This window comes from Candidatus Defluviibacterium haderslevense (genome assembly GCA_016712225.1).
GTDB classification, from domain to species: domain Bacteria; phylum Bacteroidota; class Bacteroidia; order Chitinophagales; family Saprospiraceae; genus Vicinibacter; species Vicinibacter haderslevensis.
This window is the reverse complement of record JADJRL010000003.1, coordinates 1,306,880-1,326,328: the sequence shown is the minus strand read 5'-3', so window position 1 is coordinate 1,326,328 and position 19,449 is coordinate 1,306,880. Positions and strand designations below refer to the sequence as shown.

The window sequence follows — 19,449 nt, the reverse complement described above, 5'->3', positions numbered from 1 at the left end:
GGTACAAAATTAATTTTGTACCCCTTTTTTTATATTAATACTTTACTTCTGTAAAATTAATTTTTTAGTAATTTTAGAATTTCCATTTTTTAGTTCAAGGAAATATATTCCATTTTCCAATGAAGTTAAATTAAGTTCAGTTGATTTTTGAAATATTACATTTTTATTGACTAATACCTTTCCTTGACTATTCATTAATTTCAAATTGGTGTTGCCATAAACCATTTCATTTGCTACAATCGAAAGAACTCCCTTAGATGGATTAGGATAAATAAGTATATCTAAATTATCTTTATGATCTTTTGTACTTACAGGTCCAATATTTATTTTAAATACAGCAATCCCTAACCATCCTCCAGTACCATCACTTACTATAAATGAAAACTCATCCGATTTATTTGATGATCCATCATGTGAATACGAAATTTTTCCACTATCGATATCTTTTTGAGTAAACGTACTACCATAACTTAAAAGCACTGGAAATGCCACTCCATTCAATTTAAGTGAACCATGATTAGTTGGTGAAACCAGGGTATAAGTTAATTGATCAGCTGTATTATCTGCATCCTGAGAAAGTAATAATGGACTATCTATAACTTTAGTCTCACTTACATTTAATTGTAATGGTCCATTATTTATTAAAATTGGTGAAACGATATTCAAATCAGCACAATATTCTATTTCAAAATTATTGATCCTTCCAATTGATCTTAATGATGATTTTGCAGTTGCTTCAAGTGTCCAATCGCCTTTAACGTCTTCTCCTTTAAATTTATTTAATTTTTCCCATGCCCGCATTCTTTTTTTATTTGTTGGTGGGCAACTAATACCGGATACTGCTTCGTCATCAAAGGAACAATCAAAATCTAAACTATTTGCACAATTATAGTTAAATAAATTTACACGAGTCCCTTTTGGACTTATCAATGTTAGGCTAACATCGCTTACTCCGTCTGCATTAATTCTAACATTATTTACATTGACATCAGATATTTGACCACTTGTATTTACAGTAGATACAGCTGATCTTGTAGAATTTGAAAATAAGTCAACTGGATTTCCTTCATACGGAACTTGAGTACATTTTTTATTAACAGTTTGAAAAACTGAAATTTCAGAAGCGGTATTACTTCCACAAAAGTTAGATGAAAATAATCTCCAATAATATATTGTATTTTCCTGTAATACTATATTTGGTCTAATGGAATCATTTAATATTCCTTTTTGAGAATAAACAATTGTGTTTCCAAATGTTGGTGATGTGGCAATTTCAAAATCATATGCATCAGCATTGATACTTTTTACCCATTTAAAATATGGAATTTCCAAATTATTTTTTGATCCATTTAAAGGCCAAACTAATTTTTGATCTGTAAAATCATTTTTAATAGCAGAAATGATTACATGATCCCTTAATGTATCTCCATTTGGAGTTATAGCCGCAATAACTACATCAAAATTGCCTTTGGATGTAAGATTATTTAAATTAATTAACAAGTTAGTTTCGTCTGTTGGACCTAAATTATTTTTAGCAAATTGATAAGTTGATCCCTGAGGAAGACCGCTTTCAATGAATAAATTTAGATCACCGGTAAATCCTCCAAAAGAACAGGTCTTAATTAAAATGTTAGCGTTATCTGGTAAACATACATTGACGAGATTTGGTGCTACGCCAAATTGTACTTTTGGTGTTGTAGATTCAACAATTGAAATATCGATATCTGAAATATCGAAAAATATATTGTCTGCGGATTTGATGATCACCCTTACTTTTGAATTTGTTGCTAAATCATTTGGAATGTCCACAAATTCACTTCCATCGTTTTCAGTATTAGATTTTAGAATGATGGGATTATTATAATCGCGACCTTTGAAAAAAAGTATGTCTACTTTTTGACAATTAACAGGCGATTTATTGGTATTTGCAACATCCCATGTAATTAGATTACAAACACCTTTGATTAATTTATCTGCTAATACATTTGGAAAACTAACCTTAAAAGGACCGGCATCTTCAGTTACTTTTAGATTGAGTTGTTCCCAGCTACTTCCTCCTGCCCCAGGGTGATTATCCCGAACCACATATCTAAAAGTTAGATTACGAGTATTTCGAGGTAAAACTTCCCTATTGTCTACATTGTCAAAATTAATTATGGCATTCCAATTAGGTAAAACCCTATTTGGGTCTTTACTTGGAAAGAGCACCTTAAATAATGGTCCTGTTTCAGATACTGCACCAAGTTGATCACCATAAGGACCGTTATCAAATTGTTCCCAACTGTAAGTAAGCGAAGTATCTTCCATATCTGTTGCTCGTCCTTTTAATTCAAAAGGTGTTGAAATTGGAAGATACAAGCCTTGTTTAGTTAATATTTCAGGAACCGGATAGGTATTGGTAGTATTTTCGCTCACACCACATGTAATTACATTTCGAGTGAAAGAAATGACTTCTTGTAATGAATTAGCATGGAAAAAATTCGGATGTGGAGGTCCTCCCCCTTGAATGTTTGTAGCACCACAAAGTCCACTATATGACATGATAGTGGTTCCGCTGCCCGGTTCATATTTTTGTGAACTAACACCATTATTACAATTTGAGAATGTGTGTTCTGCAGAAAACTGATGGCCCATTTCATGGCAGAAGATACGCTGAGCTACATAGGCCACATCGGGATCGTACCAACATGTAACACCAGCACCCTTGCCTGTTGGTGAACAAACGGAAGATAACGATGCTATTCCACCAACGTCGGAACATGAAGTATGGAATACATGACCAAATTCATAAAAATTCGGTCCAATTCTTGAATTAGTAACACTAGAATTTATACCCAATAAAATTCCACCCATACTTTCAAAATCATTATATGGGTCAGTATCAGGATCTAAAAACACTATTCGATCATTTCCAGATACCATATCAAGATGTATGGCAAAGTCTTTCTCATAAACGGCATTGGCATAAGTTAATGCTTCAGCCATTTTGGCAAGACCATTAGCTACTGTTCCACCACCTAAATTAGATCTTGAACCCCATTCGCCTGTACAAGCAATGGCTATTCTTAATTTACGCAAAACAACAGGTCGATTTCCAAGAACAGATTGGGCTAATTCCGCAAGTTTGTCAGTTGATTCGTAAGAATTTTCAACTTTATTCTCATGGGTTACACCACAACGTAATTCAGGTAGATTAAAGTCCATATCAATATCAGAAGCAAAATAGGAAATGTAATGATTTACAGATTGTGGAGAAACAGATTCAATGATAACATCACCACTTGGAGTTAGCACAAAAGCTTTAAAACTTGTAGGAGTAATACAAATTCTAATATAGTTTATACCGTCAGTTCCACAAAAAGTCTGAATTTCAGGATATTTTGCTGCCAATTCTGGTTCCATAACGGGTGATTTCATTATTTGGAAATGGTTCAATTTTCCATTTGGCATAGGTAATTCAATCATTCGGGTTCTTCCGGTAATATTCTGTTCAGGAATTTCATCCCTTAAATATTTATTTAATTGTAAATGATCAACAGAATATGCTTTATAAGATTTTAAATAGTTTATCGTACCGCTTTTCAATGGTTTAGTTTCCTCATATGTCATCCATGAGGGTTGTTGAGCGCTAAGGCTTACAATGAAAACAAGTGTTAAAAGAAAAGTAAAGCTTTTTTTCATAAATTTTAGGTTTAAATGGCTACAAAAATAATCATTGAAAAACAATAACTTAGTGAATTTTCAAAATAGGAACAAAAGAGATCCAAACATTATTCAATTCTCAACTCACAAAACGTTTGAAATGTGCTTGTGTATATATGAATTCATGAGTTTTTTTAAATTAATAAGAATTATTTTAAAATGTAGCACGCATCATAGCTCTTCCGGTATGTAAAGGATCGGATATTGCGGTTTTCCGACCCGAATATCCCAATTGTAGGGTAATTAATTCAGATAATCGATAATCGATATTCAAATCCCAAGATCCATTATTTCCATCTTTAAAGCCTTCAAGCATTATATATTCTACTGCATTGCCAGCCTGACCCTGATAATGGATTTGAATCCATTTGATCTCAGTTCTTATAGAAAGTTTTCTTTTCCATGATAGATTCGTATTGAAAGACCATTGATTTATCGTAGCTGTTTCATAAGTAAACATTTTTTCTTCAGCTTTCTTGATTAAATAGTTAATTTGAAATTTGTAATTATTAGTAGGTCTAAAATTTATCCCTGCTTCCAATCTGTTTGTATTGATTATATAGTTTTGCAGCTCATATGAAGGCGTATTTTTATGTTCATATTTAATTGCACCTAATCCTATAAGGTCAAATTTTTGCTTGATGGTCCATCTCATTTTTAAATTATTTTCTCTACCAGAATGTTCATCTGTACCGGAAATTAATAAGTTACGTTGATTGTTTTGTATACGAGAATATTGGATTTCATAGATAGGATTTGCCCTATTTATGAAAAATTGTTGGTGCAAAAAATTTTGAAATGAAATGGAACTTGAATCTTGATTTGAGAAAGGATTAATTTGTTGTTTAAATGGACTATTTTGATCTACTTTATTGATAAAACGTAATTGAGAATCAAAGGAAAGTTTTTTTAACAAATAATGTTGGTTTTTATTGATAAATAATTTGGCGCCATCGAGACTAATGATTTGATTTAAACTTGATTGATAAATTTGAATAAAATCTGAATTGAAAGTTTGTTGCCTGATATATTGGGCCGTATCATTGTTGGTCGATAAAAAATATTCATTGATCTGACGAATCCCATCATGGTTTGTATCGAGATATATATATTCTCCTTGTCCAGGTTGAACTTGTAAAAATATGAATTCTTGTCTTTGCTCTACACCAGATTGAACTGAGTATATATTTTTTATTCTTAAGCCATTTTTTAATAAAGACAGCGTATGTTCTAATTGACTTAAAAAGTAAAATTGACTTAGTGAATCATTGATTTCTTTTGAATTGTAGTGAATATTACGTCCACTAAACTGTGCATCCCAGATTCCAGTCTTTGATTTTGGGATAGTACTGCTTATTACTACTTCATCAGAATTACTAAATGGTGAGAATTTATTAGTTATGATCGAGTAATCGGTTCTGTGTTTAAATTCTACCTTACCTAACCACAATTTATCGTTTTGAAATTGAACACCAACTTTACCTTGATTAAAATAAAAACTAGTTGGCAATAAACTATCAGAACTATTGATGTTTTGAGTATTTTTTTCTTGATCAAAGGCTGATATTATAGTCCATTTTTTATTTATAAAACGTTGATATTGAATTCCTGGTCTTATAAACTTGGTTTGTTCATCCATTGTATTGGTTTGTAAATAATCAAATTTAACAGATAAAAGATTTAAACTATCCATCCAGGATAAATTAGATAAATGTCTAATTCCATTATATTGATTCATTCTTTCATAAACTTTAAACGTATAATCCAATTTTATAAGATTTCCAAATTTATAAATAGCAGAAGTGGAGGATAAATGCTCATTAACCTGAGTTAAGTTTTTTATATTCCAATCGCGACTGTATTCAGTATTTCGAAATGGGTTTAATGGTACAAACCGTTGATTTAGAAATTCATAATTGGTTTGAATTTGGATCGTTGATTTTTTGAATTTCCAAATTGGGGAATTCAAATCGATCAGACTCGCTAAGCCATTATTGTCTTCATCGTCAACATTCGAAATTCTGTTTTTATCTAAAATTGAATTAGAAATTTCAAGTCTTAATGAAGCTTTCTTTTTTGAAACATAATTTAAACCAGCAGATAGTAGCGTTTGACTTCTAGGAGCTATTAACGGAGTAGATGGATCATAAGCTCCTAATGGTTTTCCAGTTATAGGATCAACTCCAACCCATTCATAAACACGACCATTGGCATTGGTTAATTTTAAATTATATTGACCTTTCCCCGGCCCTAAATCTGTGAAAGTAGCTTGATATGCAGAACTGTCTGCCATTGAATCGAAGACTAATATTTTGAATGGTGTGTTTTTTCCTTGAATAACAATTACCGTATCCACAATTCTATAATAGACTCTGTTTAATGAAAAATTTAATCCGGCTTTAACAATACTTGATCGGACGGCAGAATTATAATTGTCTCCACTTAATTGCAAAATGTGTTGATCTAATGAATCCAGATCTGTAGCTATAGCAGGTTTTTTACTATCTTTTTCATTAAATACATTGAAAAATCCATTCCACCCACCTTTTGAAACAGAACCTTGATAGACATAAATTGATCTTAAATAATTTTGATCAGAGTATTCATATTCAATAACAATGCGAGATTGATCGGTGACCAAGCGACGTGTCGTAAATTTTATTTCACCTAGGTTGTAGTCAATAATATAATCTGCATCATCCCCTCTAATCAAGATTTGGCCATCTAGGCTAACCTTCTCAGTTCCGGCAAGAATAATAATAAATGATTCACCATCCCGACCATTGAGTCGATAAGGTCCTTGGTTACCATTCTTTACTTTCAATTCGAAACGATTGAATTTGCCTTTAGAGATTCCGATAGCTGCTTTATGTTTAAATTGGAGCGAATGCTTGGTATGTGCATATTCTAAAAGTCCACCTTTAGAACGTTTATCATAATTTTGAAAATAACCATAAGGTTTGTTGATTTCAATATCACCAGCTGTTAGGGAAAATTGATTTTTTTTAAGTTGAATAAATAACCTATCGAATTCTTGAATTTGACGGGTATTACCTTCTGGTTGAACGGGAATTTGGTTATCAGATATGGCGCCGGTTAGTTTAATACCATCACCTAAATCGCCACTTAGTTGAAGGTTCAAGGATGAATTGAGAACAAGTGATTGATTATTTCCAATTGAGAATCCACGAGAATAATTACCGGAATAATCAATATCTGAATTATCCCACCAATCTCTGCTTCTTTTTAATTCTATGCCTTGCAAAGCATACTCTGGAATTATATTAGATTGGTGAAGGTTGGAATCATATAAGAAATAGGGTTTATTTATACGAACCGGTATCGTTCTAAATTGTACACGTAAGGTATCTACATCCACTAAATTATTGAAATACAATGTATTATCAACAAATTGGTAGTTGCTTTTATTCAAAGGCAAAGTATCTGTATCTTTATAAACTTCTAAATTATCAGAATAGATCCATAGACTGTCTCCTAGAAACAATGTATCTGAAAATGGTATTTTGATGATTTTTTGTGGATTGATTTGTGAGTATACATAGGAATTTAAATTAAAGAGGCAAAGCCCAAGGCCTATCCATTGTATACTAAATTTAGTTAGAAGTCTATTCACAGCGTCAAAGATCAACAACTATTTTATATATTAATAATAAATTATATATGTTAAAATTTATTTTTGCAGATGATTAATGCATACCTTTGTAATTATAAGGAAATTCATATTATGATTAAACGTCTATCACTCCTAATTATACTTGTTTTAAGTGTTCTATTTATTAACGCACAAGCTAAGCGTTATATTTTTATGGAACACTTTACAAATACCTGGTGCAGTATTTGTGGTTCCCAAAACCCTAAGTTTTATTCTGTTTTAAAAAATTATGAAGGTAATTACCATCACATGACTATTCACCCTTCATTTCCATATAATCAGTGCCCGTTGTATAATGCCAATAAGACAGAGAATTCTTTAAGAGCAAATTACTATAGTGTTTCTTCTACGCCAACTATTGTTGTTAATGGATTAACATCAAAATCAGCAAGCTCAGTTAATGCAGCATATTTAAATAGTGAGTTAGGTAAAACTTCTCCAATTCAACTAATTGTTAAAGAAACGGGGACCAGTAATCGTTCAATTTCTGTAGAAGTCCTTACATTGGGGAATAAACCCGCTGGTACTTACAAAATTTATGCAGCTGCCCTTGAAAAGGTTCTCAATTTTAATGCTCAAAATGGAGAAAAAGTGCACCAAAATGTTTTCCGGAAGTTTGTAAGTTCAGCTGATGGAGATGTAATTAATTTGGCCGAGGCAGGTGGAGTGATCAATTTGAATTATAATTTAAACATAGATCCTACTTGGGTGGAATCTCAAATGTATGTGTTAGTATGGGTTCAAAATATTAACACTAAAGAAGTGATGAACTCTGGGAATAAATTCGACATTACAAGTTCTGTAAGTTCGCCAATTTATACTAATTTTCAAATTTTGACTAATCCAGTCAAACAAAATTTGGTGTTGCAATTAGACAGACCAATAACTGGTGAATATATAATATCCAATATTATGGGACAAACCATTGAACATGGATATTTACCTACAAATTCAAACAGACTTGATGTTTTGGTTTCTAATTATAAGAAAGGAATGTATTTAGTAAGAATCCAAAGTGGTAACCTTAAGACGACCAAACGTTGGGTCAAAGATTAGGCGATAGTATTAAGTAAAATATTAAGCCCGATTGTTTACAGTTGGGCTTTTTTTATGTTTAAAACATGGATATTGTGAATGTAGTAATATTCAATGATTTCACTTTAGTTAAGTCCTATTAGAGTCAAATTACTGAAAATCGATAAGATTAAGTCAGATTATTTTATACCAGATTCTATTACAAATCAACTAAAAAAGTAATGGAATGGTAATTATTCATGACAAACTGAGGTAATACCATTCAATCTTTGTCATTATGTCATATATTTCTAGTATGGCACATCCTTTGACTAGCCCTAATAGAATAAAATTATTAGATATGCAATCAGGTAAAATTTCAGTACAGTCAGAAAATATTTTTCCAATTATTAAAAAATTTCTTTATTCTGAACAAGAAATATTTCTAAGAGAGTTAATTTCCAATGCAGTGGATGCCACTACAAAACTCAAAACCCTTTCCAATAGAGGTGAAGTCAAGGGTGAATTGACCAATTTAAACATTGAAATTATCTCGGACACTGAAGCTAAAACATTGACAATTCGTGACCGGGGGATTGGAATGACTGAAGAGGAAGTAAACAAATATTTAAACCAGGTTGCTTTTTCTTCTGCACAAGAATTCATGGATAAATATAAAGATGAGGCTAGTATCATTGGACATTTCGGTTTGGGTTTTTACTCTGCCTTTATGGTATCAGATAAGGTAGAAGTTGTAACTAAATCGTATAAGGAAAATAGTGTTGGGGTAAAGTGGACCTGTAATGGAGAAACGGATTATACTATTGAAAATGTGGAAAAAACGGAACGAGGTACAGATATCATTTTATTCTTAAACGAAGAATGTCAAACGTATTTAGAAAATCAACGGTTGGCAACTTTACTTGAAAAATTTTGTAAATTTTTACCAATACCTATTCAACTTGGAACTACTAAAGAAAAAATAAAAGAAGGCGAGGTAGAACAAGAAATTGAAATTCCAAATATTATTAACAATCCTAATCCACTTTGGAAAAAATCACCAGCTGAAATTTCGGATCAGGAATACAAGGATTTTTATAATGAGTTATATCCATATGCTGGAGATCCGATGTTCTGGATTCATTTAAATATAGATTATCCTTTTAATTTGACAGGAATATTATATTTTCCTAAAATTAAAAATCAATTTGAAATTCAAAAAAATAAAATTCATTTATATTGTAATCAAGTTTTTGTAACTGATGATGTCAAGGAGATCGTACCAGAATTTTTGATGTTGCTCCATGGTGTAATTGACTCACCAGATATTCCTTTGAATGTATCAAGATCCTATTTACAAACCGATTCAAATGTTCGAAAAATTACTGGATACATTACTAAGAAAGTCGCAGAAAAATTAGGTGATTTATTCAAGAATGATAGAGTTGATTTTGAAAAAAAATGGGAAGATATCGGTACGTTTATTAAATATGGAATTATATCTGATGAAAAATTTGCAGAAAAAGCCATTTCATATGCATTAATAAAAAATGTTGATAATCATTTTTTTACCTTAGAAGAGTTCAAAGAAAAAACTAAAACACTTCAAGTAGATAAAAATAACCGACATATTGCTCTTTATACCAATGACCTTAAAAAATATTATTCTGCGCAAGAACAATGTAAAGAAAGATCCTATGAAGTTCTTGTTTTAGATCATATTATTGATAATCATTTCATTCAACATTTGGAGTATAAGTTTGAATTATCCTTCAAGCGAATTGATTCTGATTCTGTTGATTTACTCATTGAGAGAGACGAAAAAATAGAATCGGTTTTATCTGAAGATGACCAAAACAAACTTAAAGAATTATTTAAAGGAATACAATTGAATAAAGCCCAGGATACACAAATTAAAGCCTTGTCACCAAACGACCCACCCGTTCAATTGGTACGCCCCGAATTTATGCGAAGAATGTCTGAGATGCAGCAAATGATGCACATGATGAAGGGAGATGGTGAAGATTTGTTTAAAGAAAGTTATACTGCCATAGTGAATTCAAATAACCCATTGGTAGCCAAGAAATTAATAGATAGTAAAACTGAAGAAGAGAAAAGTGAAATGGCTTCTTATTTATTTCAATTGGCATTATTGGAACAGCACATGTTAAATGGAAACGATTTAACTCAATTTATCAAACAACGATTGAGCCAATTGTAAAATTAATCTAATATCAAGTGGTCATCCTTTCCTAAGGCTTTATATTTTCCTTTTGAAAATTGGGTGCCATTGAATATTAATTTATTTTTTAAGTTTGCTTTTTGTGTAGCATCTAACTGTTCAAATTCCAAACACTTTACAGAGCAACAATGACTATATTTTTCTGCACAAATATCACATTGGATAAATAGAATATGGCATTGATCATTTAAACAATTTACATGACGATCGCTAGGGTTACCACATTGATGGCAAGTACTAATAATGGTTTCAGAGATTCGTTCTCCTAGGCGTTCATCAAAAACAAAATTTTTACCAATAAATTTGTTTTTAATTCCAAGTGATTTTATTTGGTTTGTATACTCTATGATACCACCATCTAACTGGTAGACATTATTAAAGCCAAGATGTTTCATGTATGCCGATGCTTTTTCACATCTTATCCCACCTGTGCAATACATTACTATATGTTGATCCTTTTTATCTTCCAGTATGGCGGCAACTGTTGGTAATGCTTCTCTAAAAGTGGATACATCCGGAGTTAAGGCATTTTCAAATTTTCCCACTTCGCTTTCATAATGATTTCGCATATCAACAACAATGGTATCTAGTTGATCAGTCAATTCGTTAAATTCTATTGCATTTAAATGTTTACCTGATTTAGAGGCATCAAAATGTAAATCGGATAAGCCATCAGCAACAATCTTGTTTCTGACTTTAATTTTAAGTTTAAAAAAACTTTTACCATTGTCTTCAATTGCTATATTCAATCGAATATTTTTTAAATATTCAATTTCATTAAGTTTGTTTTTAAATTCATTGAGACGTTCAGTAGGAACTGAGATTTGACCATTTATTCCTTCATGCGCTAAATAAATTCGACCTAAAACATTTATAGAAGATAATATGGTATAAAAATGATCTCTAAACAACCACGGATTAGGGATATTTACATATCTATAAAAGGATAAAGTGGTACGAAGTTCTTTACTTTGAAGCATGTTTTGAATAAGAACTTCACGATTGATTTTATTGTAAAGAATTTCCGCCATTTTAATTTTGATCAAAAAAGTTTTATAATTATTCTTTAATCCAAACTAATTGTGCATTTGTATTTTTAATTTTAATAACATATGCTGATGGTATTAAATGGGATATATCTAAATTTGTAGTTTCATTAAAAATAGGTTTTTCATAAATTAGGGTACCTAATAAATTGAATATTTGTAATGTTTGTGATTGGTGTTCTTTGGTTGTTTTAATTAAAATATTTTGACGTGCCGGATTAGGCGAAATGCTTAAACCAAATTTAATTTTTTGTTCGTCTTCAGCTTTTAATATTATTGCCCTTCTTACTGCGGCATCAGCTTGAATTTTTCCAAATCCGTAAACATGATTGGGAATGGCGTTATTTTGAAAACTATCACAAGTTGTATTTGACTCTTGATATCTTGCGGTCATTTCTATAATATCTTCGATGACCTCAACTTTGCCTGCAAGTGAAGGATTGGCGCTAATGATTAAGGCTACTAAACCAGCCACATGCGGTCCAGCCATACTTGTACCATTCCAAGCTTGAAAACTTCCATCTAAAACTTGTGAAACTACGTCTGAACCGGGAGCAACCACATTTGGTTTTATTCGATTACTACCATCTATTTTGACCGGGCCAATACTACTAAAGTTACTGATTGTGTCATTTATGGCAAAAGAGCCAACGACAAAACTTTCTTCAAACATTGCGGGTGGATTAGCGATTGTACCACATGATTGACCATCATTTCCGGCAGAAACTACAACGACGATTCCCGCTTTTCTTAAATTGATGATTACTTGTTGCATTAATCTGAAATTTGAGGTATCGCAACCTTCATCTTTACTACAGTACCAACTGTTGTTAATTACATGAGGAGCAAGTTCTGGCTTTGGATTATTTCCATCTAAATCGGTTGGAGCCAAGAAAAATTCAAAACATTCAATATAGGTTGATGGAGCACCATTTCCTCTTTCCATATTACGACATCCAATCCATTTTGCTTTTGGAGCAATGCCATACCATTCGTCGTCTGTTCTGCCTGTCATGGTTCCCATAGTATGAGATCCATGTCCATGATCGTCACACGGCTCTTTCAAACTTAATCCACAAGGATTGAGAGAATCAGAGCTTAGGGGACTTATTTTGTGAACACCATCATGCCAATTGTAGTTGTGGTCCACACTTGTTCCGTTCCAGCCACGATATTTTGATTTTATACCAGGCAAATCCCAGCGATATCCGGTATCTTCTCCAGCAACGGTAACACCTTGACCTTCGTATCCTAAATTCCATACTAAATCTGCACCAATTCTTTGGATCCCCCAAGTAACATTTGGTCCTCTGCTTTGGAGTTGTAAAGCGGTTTGATCCAGAGTAGGTTCAACAGTATAATTTTCATCATATAGTATTCGATCAATTTCGTTCATCCTTGCAAGTTCAATTATCTGTTCTTTATTCAATTGAGTATGTATTGCATTGATAATATAGAATGATTTAAAACTTACACCTAAACTTTTGAGTTTTTCTATAATATTGATTTGATAGGTTTGAGCAGTTTGAATCAATTGTTGATGAACATATTGACCTTTTTGTTCTTTGGACCATTCTGCATTTAGACCTGAAAGATTGGATTGATGCTTTAAATACAACAAAACATCTACTGCATTTTCATTTTTAAGTTTTTCTAAAATTTTTGTAGAAATTTTATGTTCTTGGGCATTTAGTAAAACTAAACTAAAAATAAATATTAGGGGATATTTAAGGACTTTCATGAATTTTTATATTTGATGCAAAGGTATAAATACTATAGAATTATAAAGACTTTTGACTGATTATCTTTTATTCAAAGTAATAGTCTACGGGATCAACCAATTCGCATTCAGAACTTTTATATAAAAAAAGCAGATGGGCCATTTATTCAAAAAAATACGATCTAATCATTAATTGATGTGTCCAGTTAATCCAAAACAAATTTACAGTTTCTATTAAATCTTTACATTTCTAAATCAATTAATTTATTTTCACAATTCTTTTTTGACTAATGAGTTGATTATTTTCATCACTCAATACAATCATATATACCCCTGAATTCAAATGTTCTAAATTGATATTTTTAGTTTTATTACTCAGAATTATAAATTCATGGCTTACTAAATTTCCATTTATATTATAAATTTTGTAAGATATATTTTGAACCAAAGTAGAATAAATACTCAAGTTGTTTTGGAATGGGTTAGGATAAATTTGGATTGTATTTGCATATAATTCTTGATTATTTACAATATTTTCATCAATTAGACCATTGCAATCATTATCAATACTATCTAATTTTTCCTTAGCACCCGGATGTATAGCAGGATTTAAATCATCACAGTCAAGTTCATTTTCAACATATCCATAAATGCCATCTTCAAAACATGTATCAATGAAACTATTTTGAGCACCAAAACCATCTCTATCTTTATCTTGATAATATCTAATTTTTTTCAATAATTCATCAATTGATCCATCACAATCATTATCAAAGCCATCACACAATTCAGATGCTTTAGGAAATATAAATGGATTTAAATCATTGCAATCAGTGCTGTCGTTAACATATCCCGTAATTGGTGAGCTGTTACAAACATCTACAAAATGAATGACATCACCATATCCGTCTTTATCGACATCTTGATAATATCTATAATGCAAAAAAGTTTCATCAACTTCCCCATCACAATTATTGTCCATTCCATCACAAATTTCTGTTGCAATTGGGTTGATGTTTTTGTTTGAATCATCACAATCTGTAAAATCCATAACAAAACCTTGTATAGGTGTATTTACGCAGACATCAAAAAAGATATTTATATTCCCAAACCCATCTCCATCTTTGTCTTGATAAAATCTAAACTGCTGTAAGTTATTGTCTATTTTACGATCACAATTATTATCTATTCCATCACATACTTCAGGACTTCCAGGATTTATTTTGGAATCATTGTCATTACAGTCTAAATCATTTTCAACATATTGTCCAAAAGTATTTGGAGCACAAGTATCAATCAAGAGCATTGGATTTCCATACCCGTCTCCATCTGCATCTAAATAATATCTAAATATTTGCAGTGAATCATCAATCAATCCATCACAATCATTATCAATTAAATCACATTTTTCAATTGCCAATGGGTTAATTAAACTATTATTGTCATCACAATCTGAATGGTCAAAAACAAAACCTTCGAATGGGGGTATTACGCAAGTGTCAAAACCTAATGTGCCATCTCCAAAACCATCATGATCCAAATCTGGATAATAATGGTATATTTTAAGACTATCATCGATCATACCATCGCAATCGTTATCTATACCATCGCAAACTTCAATTGCACCTGGATTAGAATTTGGATTGTTGTCATTACAATCTAAATAGTTTATAACATATCCTGCTAATACCATATTACGACAAGTGTCTACAAATTGACTCAAATCTCCAAATCCATCACCATCAGCATCTTTGAAATATCTATAAAGAGATAAACTATCATCAATCATACCATCGCAATCATTATCTAAGCCGTCACAAATCTCAATAACACCCGGATGAATCTGATCATTATGATCATCACAATCTTCATAACTGTAATATCCATCTTGATCATCATCATTATAAAATAAGTTTTTTGCTTTGATGAATGATTCTTTACTAATTTCCATACCTATAAATCTTCCAGGAATATCATCAACTGGTGGATGAATCCCTCCCCAAATTCTAGAAAGGCTGCATTGGTCAGAGGCATCCCGGTATGTAGCCCATTGCAGTGTTAAATCAACACTAGGGCCATCTTCAAAAACTAAAAATTCATTTTTCTTAACTTGGAATTGGGACATTCCTCCTGGGAAAAAAGGATCACCGGTAAATTCGGTCAAAATTTCAGCTGATGTTCTTGAAAACGTAGAATGTCCTGAAATATAACCTGCAAAAGGTGGTGTTACGAAGGTTGGGCGCTGATATGGGACCCAGTTTTCTGCTAAAATCCAACCCGTTCCAGCTTCATCTGTTAATGGATTAGTTATGAAATTAGATCCTCTCCAAGCATATAACTTTATTTTATTGACATTAATATTATTCGGACCTGCCAAAGAATCTCCTATTTGTACAAGTTCAATGTGGCCAGGGACTAATTTTATTCCACCAGGATGGTACCTAGGCAATAAAGTATCAGAACTTTGACCTAAATCAGACATTTTTCTAATGGAGGAGATGGGTCTAACGTAATCATACCAACCTTTTAAAGCCCAAGCAGTTATTGCGGCATCATGTACGGACCCACCTAAAGTTAAATATCCTTTGATGTCCCATTCTAAATCGGATAAAATTGGCCCTTTACCATTGAAATGTTTTTTAGTGTCCGGATGATCAGATACATAATTGAAGACTGTAAACCAATGACCAGGAGGTGTTTCAGAATTTGGCCCATCTGCCCAGAATTCAGCTAATGCGCGAGTATAGTCTCCTCTTGGAACAATTTGTGGTGTGTATGGCAATCCCGTTTTTGGATTTACTGAATAACCTTTGCCAGGATCTCCTCCTTCGTTAAAATTATAAAAATCTTTATATTCAGAAGGATTGGTAGGATAATGTTGAATATTTCCTGAAGATGCAGGTGAAATATCCCACATTACACTATCCTTGGGGTCCAAGTGGCCTGACCAGGATGCAACCAATCCAAAATTCCATTGATATTCTTCAGATTTAGGAGTTATCATAGATGTGTCGAGGTAAGGAGGAGCTCCAGGATCATGGTAAACGAAATAACCACTGTTATTTCTAACATAACGTTTTCTGGTGTTTAAATCCAATGCAAAAGGGTTTACTTTTCCCCATTCTGGACTTAAAAATCCTGGAGTGTTTCCAGGAATTACATTTCCATTTTGGTCGATGAAAATTTCCAAAGTAAGTGGTTGCCACCTATTTGGATTAGAAATTCTTGGGTTTCCCGGCTGTGCAACGATCAAAGGTGGGTTAGAAACTTGATAGAAAGAATTTGCATAATTATTGACTTCATTAGCACCGTCTTGCATACCGTAATCAATTAGACATTGAGCTATATAATTGCCAAGTGCTGCTGCTGAACCTGTCGAATAGTCCATTGATGTATAAGTAGTATCATAACCTAGGCTATTAAACAAGGCATTGAACTTAAATTTAGTTTCTGTTAAATAATTTGGAGAGCGTTTATATTTTTGGTGTAATAGTTTGTAAGCTGCATAGCTTATAGCTTCATCCCGAGCTTTGTTTATGTCAGTAGGAATGGTGAATCCATTAAAGGGACACTCAAAACCTTGTACATTTTTGCCTAAAAGGTAGGTTTCTGCAATGGTATCAAATACTGCCCATGCATCATACATAGCTACTGAAACATGAAATAAATTTCTTGCCTGAACGGTTGGTCTTCCTAAATCTTTTCTGATGGCAGATAATTGAGCTTCATTCCAAATTCTTGCAACTGAATGTTGAGAATAAAGAGATGATACAAATATCAGTAAGCAAAAAAAACTAATTGTTAGTCTCATTTTTAAAGAAATTTAAATTAATAATCCAGAAATTCAATAAACAATGGAATAATTCATGTGGTAGGTTATACAAAGTTAAACCAAAAACATGAATTTTTATAGAATTACGGATATTGATTTAGTTCGGCTAAATCAAAGGATTATCATGCATTAATAGTTTCTAAAATATTATTTGTCTCTTGTAGCAATCTTATACAAGATCCATCCCATAAATGCAAAAAACAACACGCCTAAAATATGATAACCATTCTGACCAAACGTGTCTACGATACCATGTTCTGCGCTCCAAGGTGCAATAGCGTTAGCAATGCCTTCATTTACCGTTAAAAGTGCTACAATGACTCCAGCTAAAGCCCCACCAGCAACCAATCCAGTTGCGAATAGACTTCCTTTTCCTAATTCAGCATCCTCTGCAGAAACGTTTTTTCGACTAGCTCTCCAATCCACAAGACCCTTTATAGCGCCACCTATAAAAATTGGAAGGGTAGTCGACAATGGTAAGTATAAACCGACTGCAAATGATAACGCTTTGACTTGGCACAATTCAACCACAATAGCAATAAAAACGCCACATAAAACAAAAGTCCAATCCAAGTTAAAAGATAGCAGACCTTTAATTAAAGTTGCCATCAAAGTAGCTTGGGGTGCTGCATATTTTTCACCAATTGCATGTGTAATTCCTCTTGCGGCCATTTCAGCAGTTGGTGTATCAAGGTATTTAACTGTAAAGCCAATAACTATGGATGAAAAAATAGCACCTATAAATAGTGCTAGTTGTTGATAGCGAGGAGTCGCTCCAATTAAATAACCCGTTTTGAGATCTTGTGAAGTAGCTCCGGCATTAGCTGCTGCAATACAAATCATACCTCCAATAACTAAAGCCATTGGTTCATAAACTTTACCGGTCCAACCAACGGCTATGAAGATTAGTGCAGTTCCCATAATTGTTGCAATGGTCATCCCTGAAATTGGATTATTACTTGAACCAATTATTCCTACAATTCTGCTTGATACGGTAACAAAGAAAAATCCGAAAACTATTATTAAAATGCCAATTAGCAGTTTGCTTATGATAGAAGTTCCTGGAATTTGAGGAAGAACAGCCATTAATAAAACAAGCGCTAGCGAACCAAAAAGTACTACTTTGAAGGACAAATCATCTTCGGTTCTAAGCACACCTCCAACCGTTTTTTCTTTCATGGAACTTATGCTTTCTTTAAAAGATGAAACAATTGTTGGTATTGTTTTTAATAGCGTTATAAATCCTCCAGCGGCAACTGCGCCAGCACCAATTTGTCGAATATAGGCGCGGTATACAGCTTCAGCTGTATTTCCCATAGTGTGAGTTACTGGATCCCAACCAAAACGAGCACTTGGTAGTGAAGTATCTAATAAATTTAATTTTGCCAGTTGAGCTGCAATGACATCGGGTGCTACTAAATAAGAAAGCAAAGGAATCAAACCTAAAGAAGCCATAATCCCACCAGCAACAAGAACACCAGCTATTTTTGGACCAATAATATAGCCTACACCCAGATATTCAGGAGTGATTTCACTACTAACTACAGCTGAAGGAAAATATTTATTCATTTGTTGGGTACCCCAAGAAGGAAGTTCGGAAATGATATGAAATACCTTTTGAAAAATAGCATATATCATGGCGAACCCTAATCCATAAAAGGCACTTTTCGCAAAGTCGCCACCTTTTTCCCCGGCAATAAGGACTTGGGCACAGGCTGTTCCTTCGGGATAAGGCAGTGTATCGTGTTCTTTAACAATTAACGACCGCCTTAAAGGAATCATCATTAAAGTTCCAAGAACTCCTCCAAATACAGCTAATGTGAAAATAGTCCAATATTGAAAATGAACAGCGCCAGAATTTGGATCTGAAAGGAATAGAAATGCCGGCAAGGTAAAAACTACTCCCGCGGCAATAGATTCACCTGCAGACCCTGTAGTTTGAATAATATTATTTTCTAGAATGGTAGTTCCTAAGAATCTTTTTCCTAAAGAAATAGCTAAAACAGCTATTGGAATTGAAGCAGATACCGTTAAACCTGCTTTTAAGGCAAGATAGACTGTTGATGCACCAAAAATCACCCCAAAAAGTACACCCAATATGATTGCCTTAACTGTAAATTCAGGCATTGAGATATTAGGATCTACAAAAGGCTTAAACTGTTTAACTGATTGGTTTTCCATATTTTTCTATTGGTCTGTCCGATAAAGATAAAACGAAAT

General features: G+C 32.7%; 8 protein-coding genes. 2 read left to right on the top strand and 6 right to left on the bottom strand.

Features of this window, described 5'->3' with window-relative positions:
- Window positions 1-42 precede the first annotated feature (42 nt).
- Together IPK88_05380 and IPK88_05375 are read right to left on the bottom strand one after the other, a co-directional pair.
- Window positions 43-3,681 (bottom strand): T9SS type A sorting domain-containing protein, encoded by a 3,639-nt coding sequence (locus tag IPK88_05380; GenBank protein ID MBK8242836.1) that lies wholly within the window; start codon window positions 3,679-3,681, stop codon window positions 43-45.
- 175 nt (window positions 3,682-3,856) lie between these two features.
- Window positions 3,857-7,336 (bottom strand): hypothetical protein, encoded by a 3,480-nt coding sequence (locus IPK88_05375; GenBank protein ID MBK8242835.1) that lies wholly within the window; start codon window positions 7,334-7,336, stop codon window positions 3,857-3,859.
- A 111-nt stretch (window positions 7,337-7,447) separates the two neighbouring features.
- On the opposite strand from IPK88_05375, the gene IPK88_05370 reads away from it, so the two are divergent.
- Both IPK88_05370 and htpG read left to right on the top strand, forming a co-directional pair.
- Entirely contained in the window at window positions 7,448-8,431 is a 984-nt protein-coding gene (locus IPK88_05370; protein ID MBK8242834.1) for an Omp28-related outer membrane protein, read from the top strand.
- Window positions 8,432-8,750: 319 nt separating this feature from the next.
- Entirely contained in the window at window positions 8,751-10,610 is a 1,860-nt protein-coding gene (htpG, locus tag IPK88_05365) for a molecular chaperone HtpG (GenBank protein ID MBK8242833.1), read from the top strand.
- Between the two features lie 2 nt (window positions 10,611-10,612).
- Here the strand turns inward: htpG and IPK88_05360 are convergent, their stop codons facing one another.
- The 4 genes from IPK88_05360 to IPK88_05345 all read right to left on the bottom strand — a co-directional run bounded on the left by IPK88_05360 (window position 10,613) and on the right by IPK88_05345 (window position 19,410).
- Window positions 10,613-11,662: a rhodanese-related sulfurtransferase gene (locus tag IPK88_05360; GenBank protein ID MBK8242832.1), complete on the bottom strand. Its 1,050-nt coding sequence runs from the start codon at window positions 11,660-11,662 to the stop codon at window positions 10,613-10,615.
- Between the two features lie 28 nt (window positions 11,663-11,690).
- Entirely contained in the window at window positions 11,691-13,418 is a 1,728-nt protein-coding gene (locus tag IPK88_05355) for a S8 family serine peptidase (protein MBK8242831.1), read from the bottom strand.
- Between the two features lie 238 nt (window positions 13,419-13,656).
- Window positions 13,657-17,208: a T9SS type A sorting domain-containing protein gene (locus IPK88_05350; GenBank protein ID MBK8242830.1), complete on the bottom strand. Its 3,552-nt coding sequence runs from the start codon at window positions 17,206-17,208 to the stop codon at window positions 13,657-13,659.
- Window positions 17,209-17,376: 168 nt separating this feature from the next.
- Entirely contained in the window at window positions 17,377-19,410 is a 2,034-nt protein-coding gene (locus tag IPK88_05345; protein MBK8242829.1) for an oligopeptide transporter, OPT family, read from the bottom strand.
- Between the last annotated feature and the right edge of the window lie 39 nt (window positions 19,411-19,449).

Excerpts from the sequence above, each read along its gene's own strand:
- IPK88_05380 (MBK8242836.1), bottom strand. The coding sequence starts at position 3,681 with ATGAAAAAAAGCTTTACTTTTCTTTTAACACTTGTTTTCATTGTAAGC.
- IPK88_05370 (MBK8242834.1), top strand. The coding sequence starts at position 7,448 with ATGATTAAACGTCTATCACTCCTAATTATACTTGTTTTAAGTGTTCTA.
- htpG (MBK8242833.1), top strand. The coding sequence starts at position 8,751 with ATGCAATCAGGTAAAATTTCAGTACAGTCAGAAAATATTTTTCCAATT.
- IPK88_05360 (MBK8242832.1), bottom strand. The coding sequence starts at position 11,662 with ATGGCGGAAATTCTTTACAATAAAATCAATCGTGAAGTTCTTATTCAA.
- IPK88_05355 (MBK8242831.1), bottom strand. The coding sequence starts at position 13,418 with ATGAAAGTCCTTAAATATCCCCTAATATTTATTTTTAGTTTAGTTTTA.
- IPK88_05350 (MBK8242830.1), bottom strand. The coding sequence starts at position 17,208 with ATGAGACTAACAATTAGTTTTTTTTGCTTACTGATATTTGTATCATCT.
- IPK88_05345 (MBK8242829.1), bottom strand. The coding sequence starts at position 19,410 with ATGGAAAACCAATCAGTTAAACAGTTTAAGCCTTTTGTAGATCCTAAT.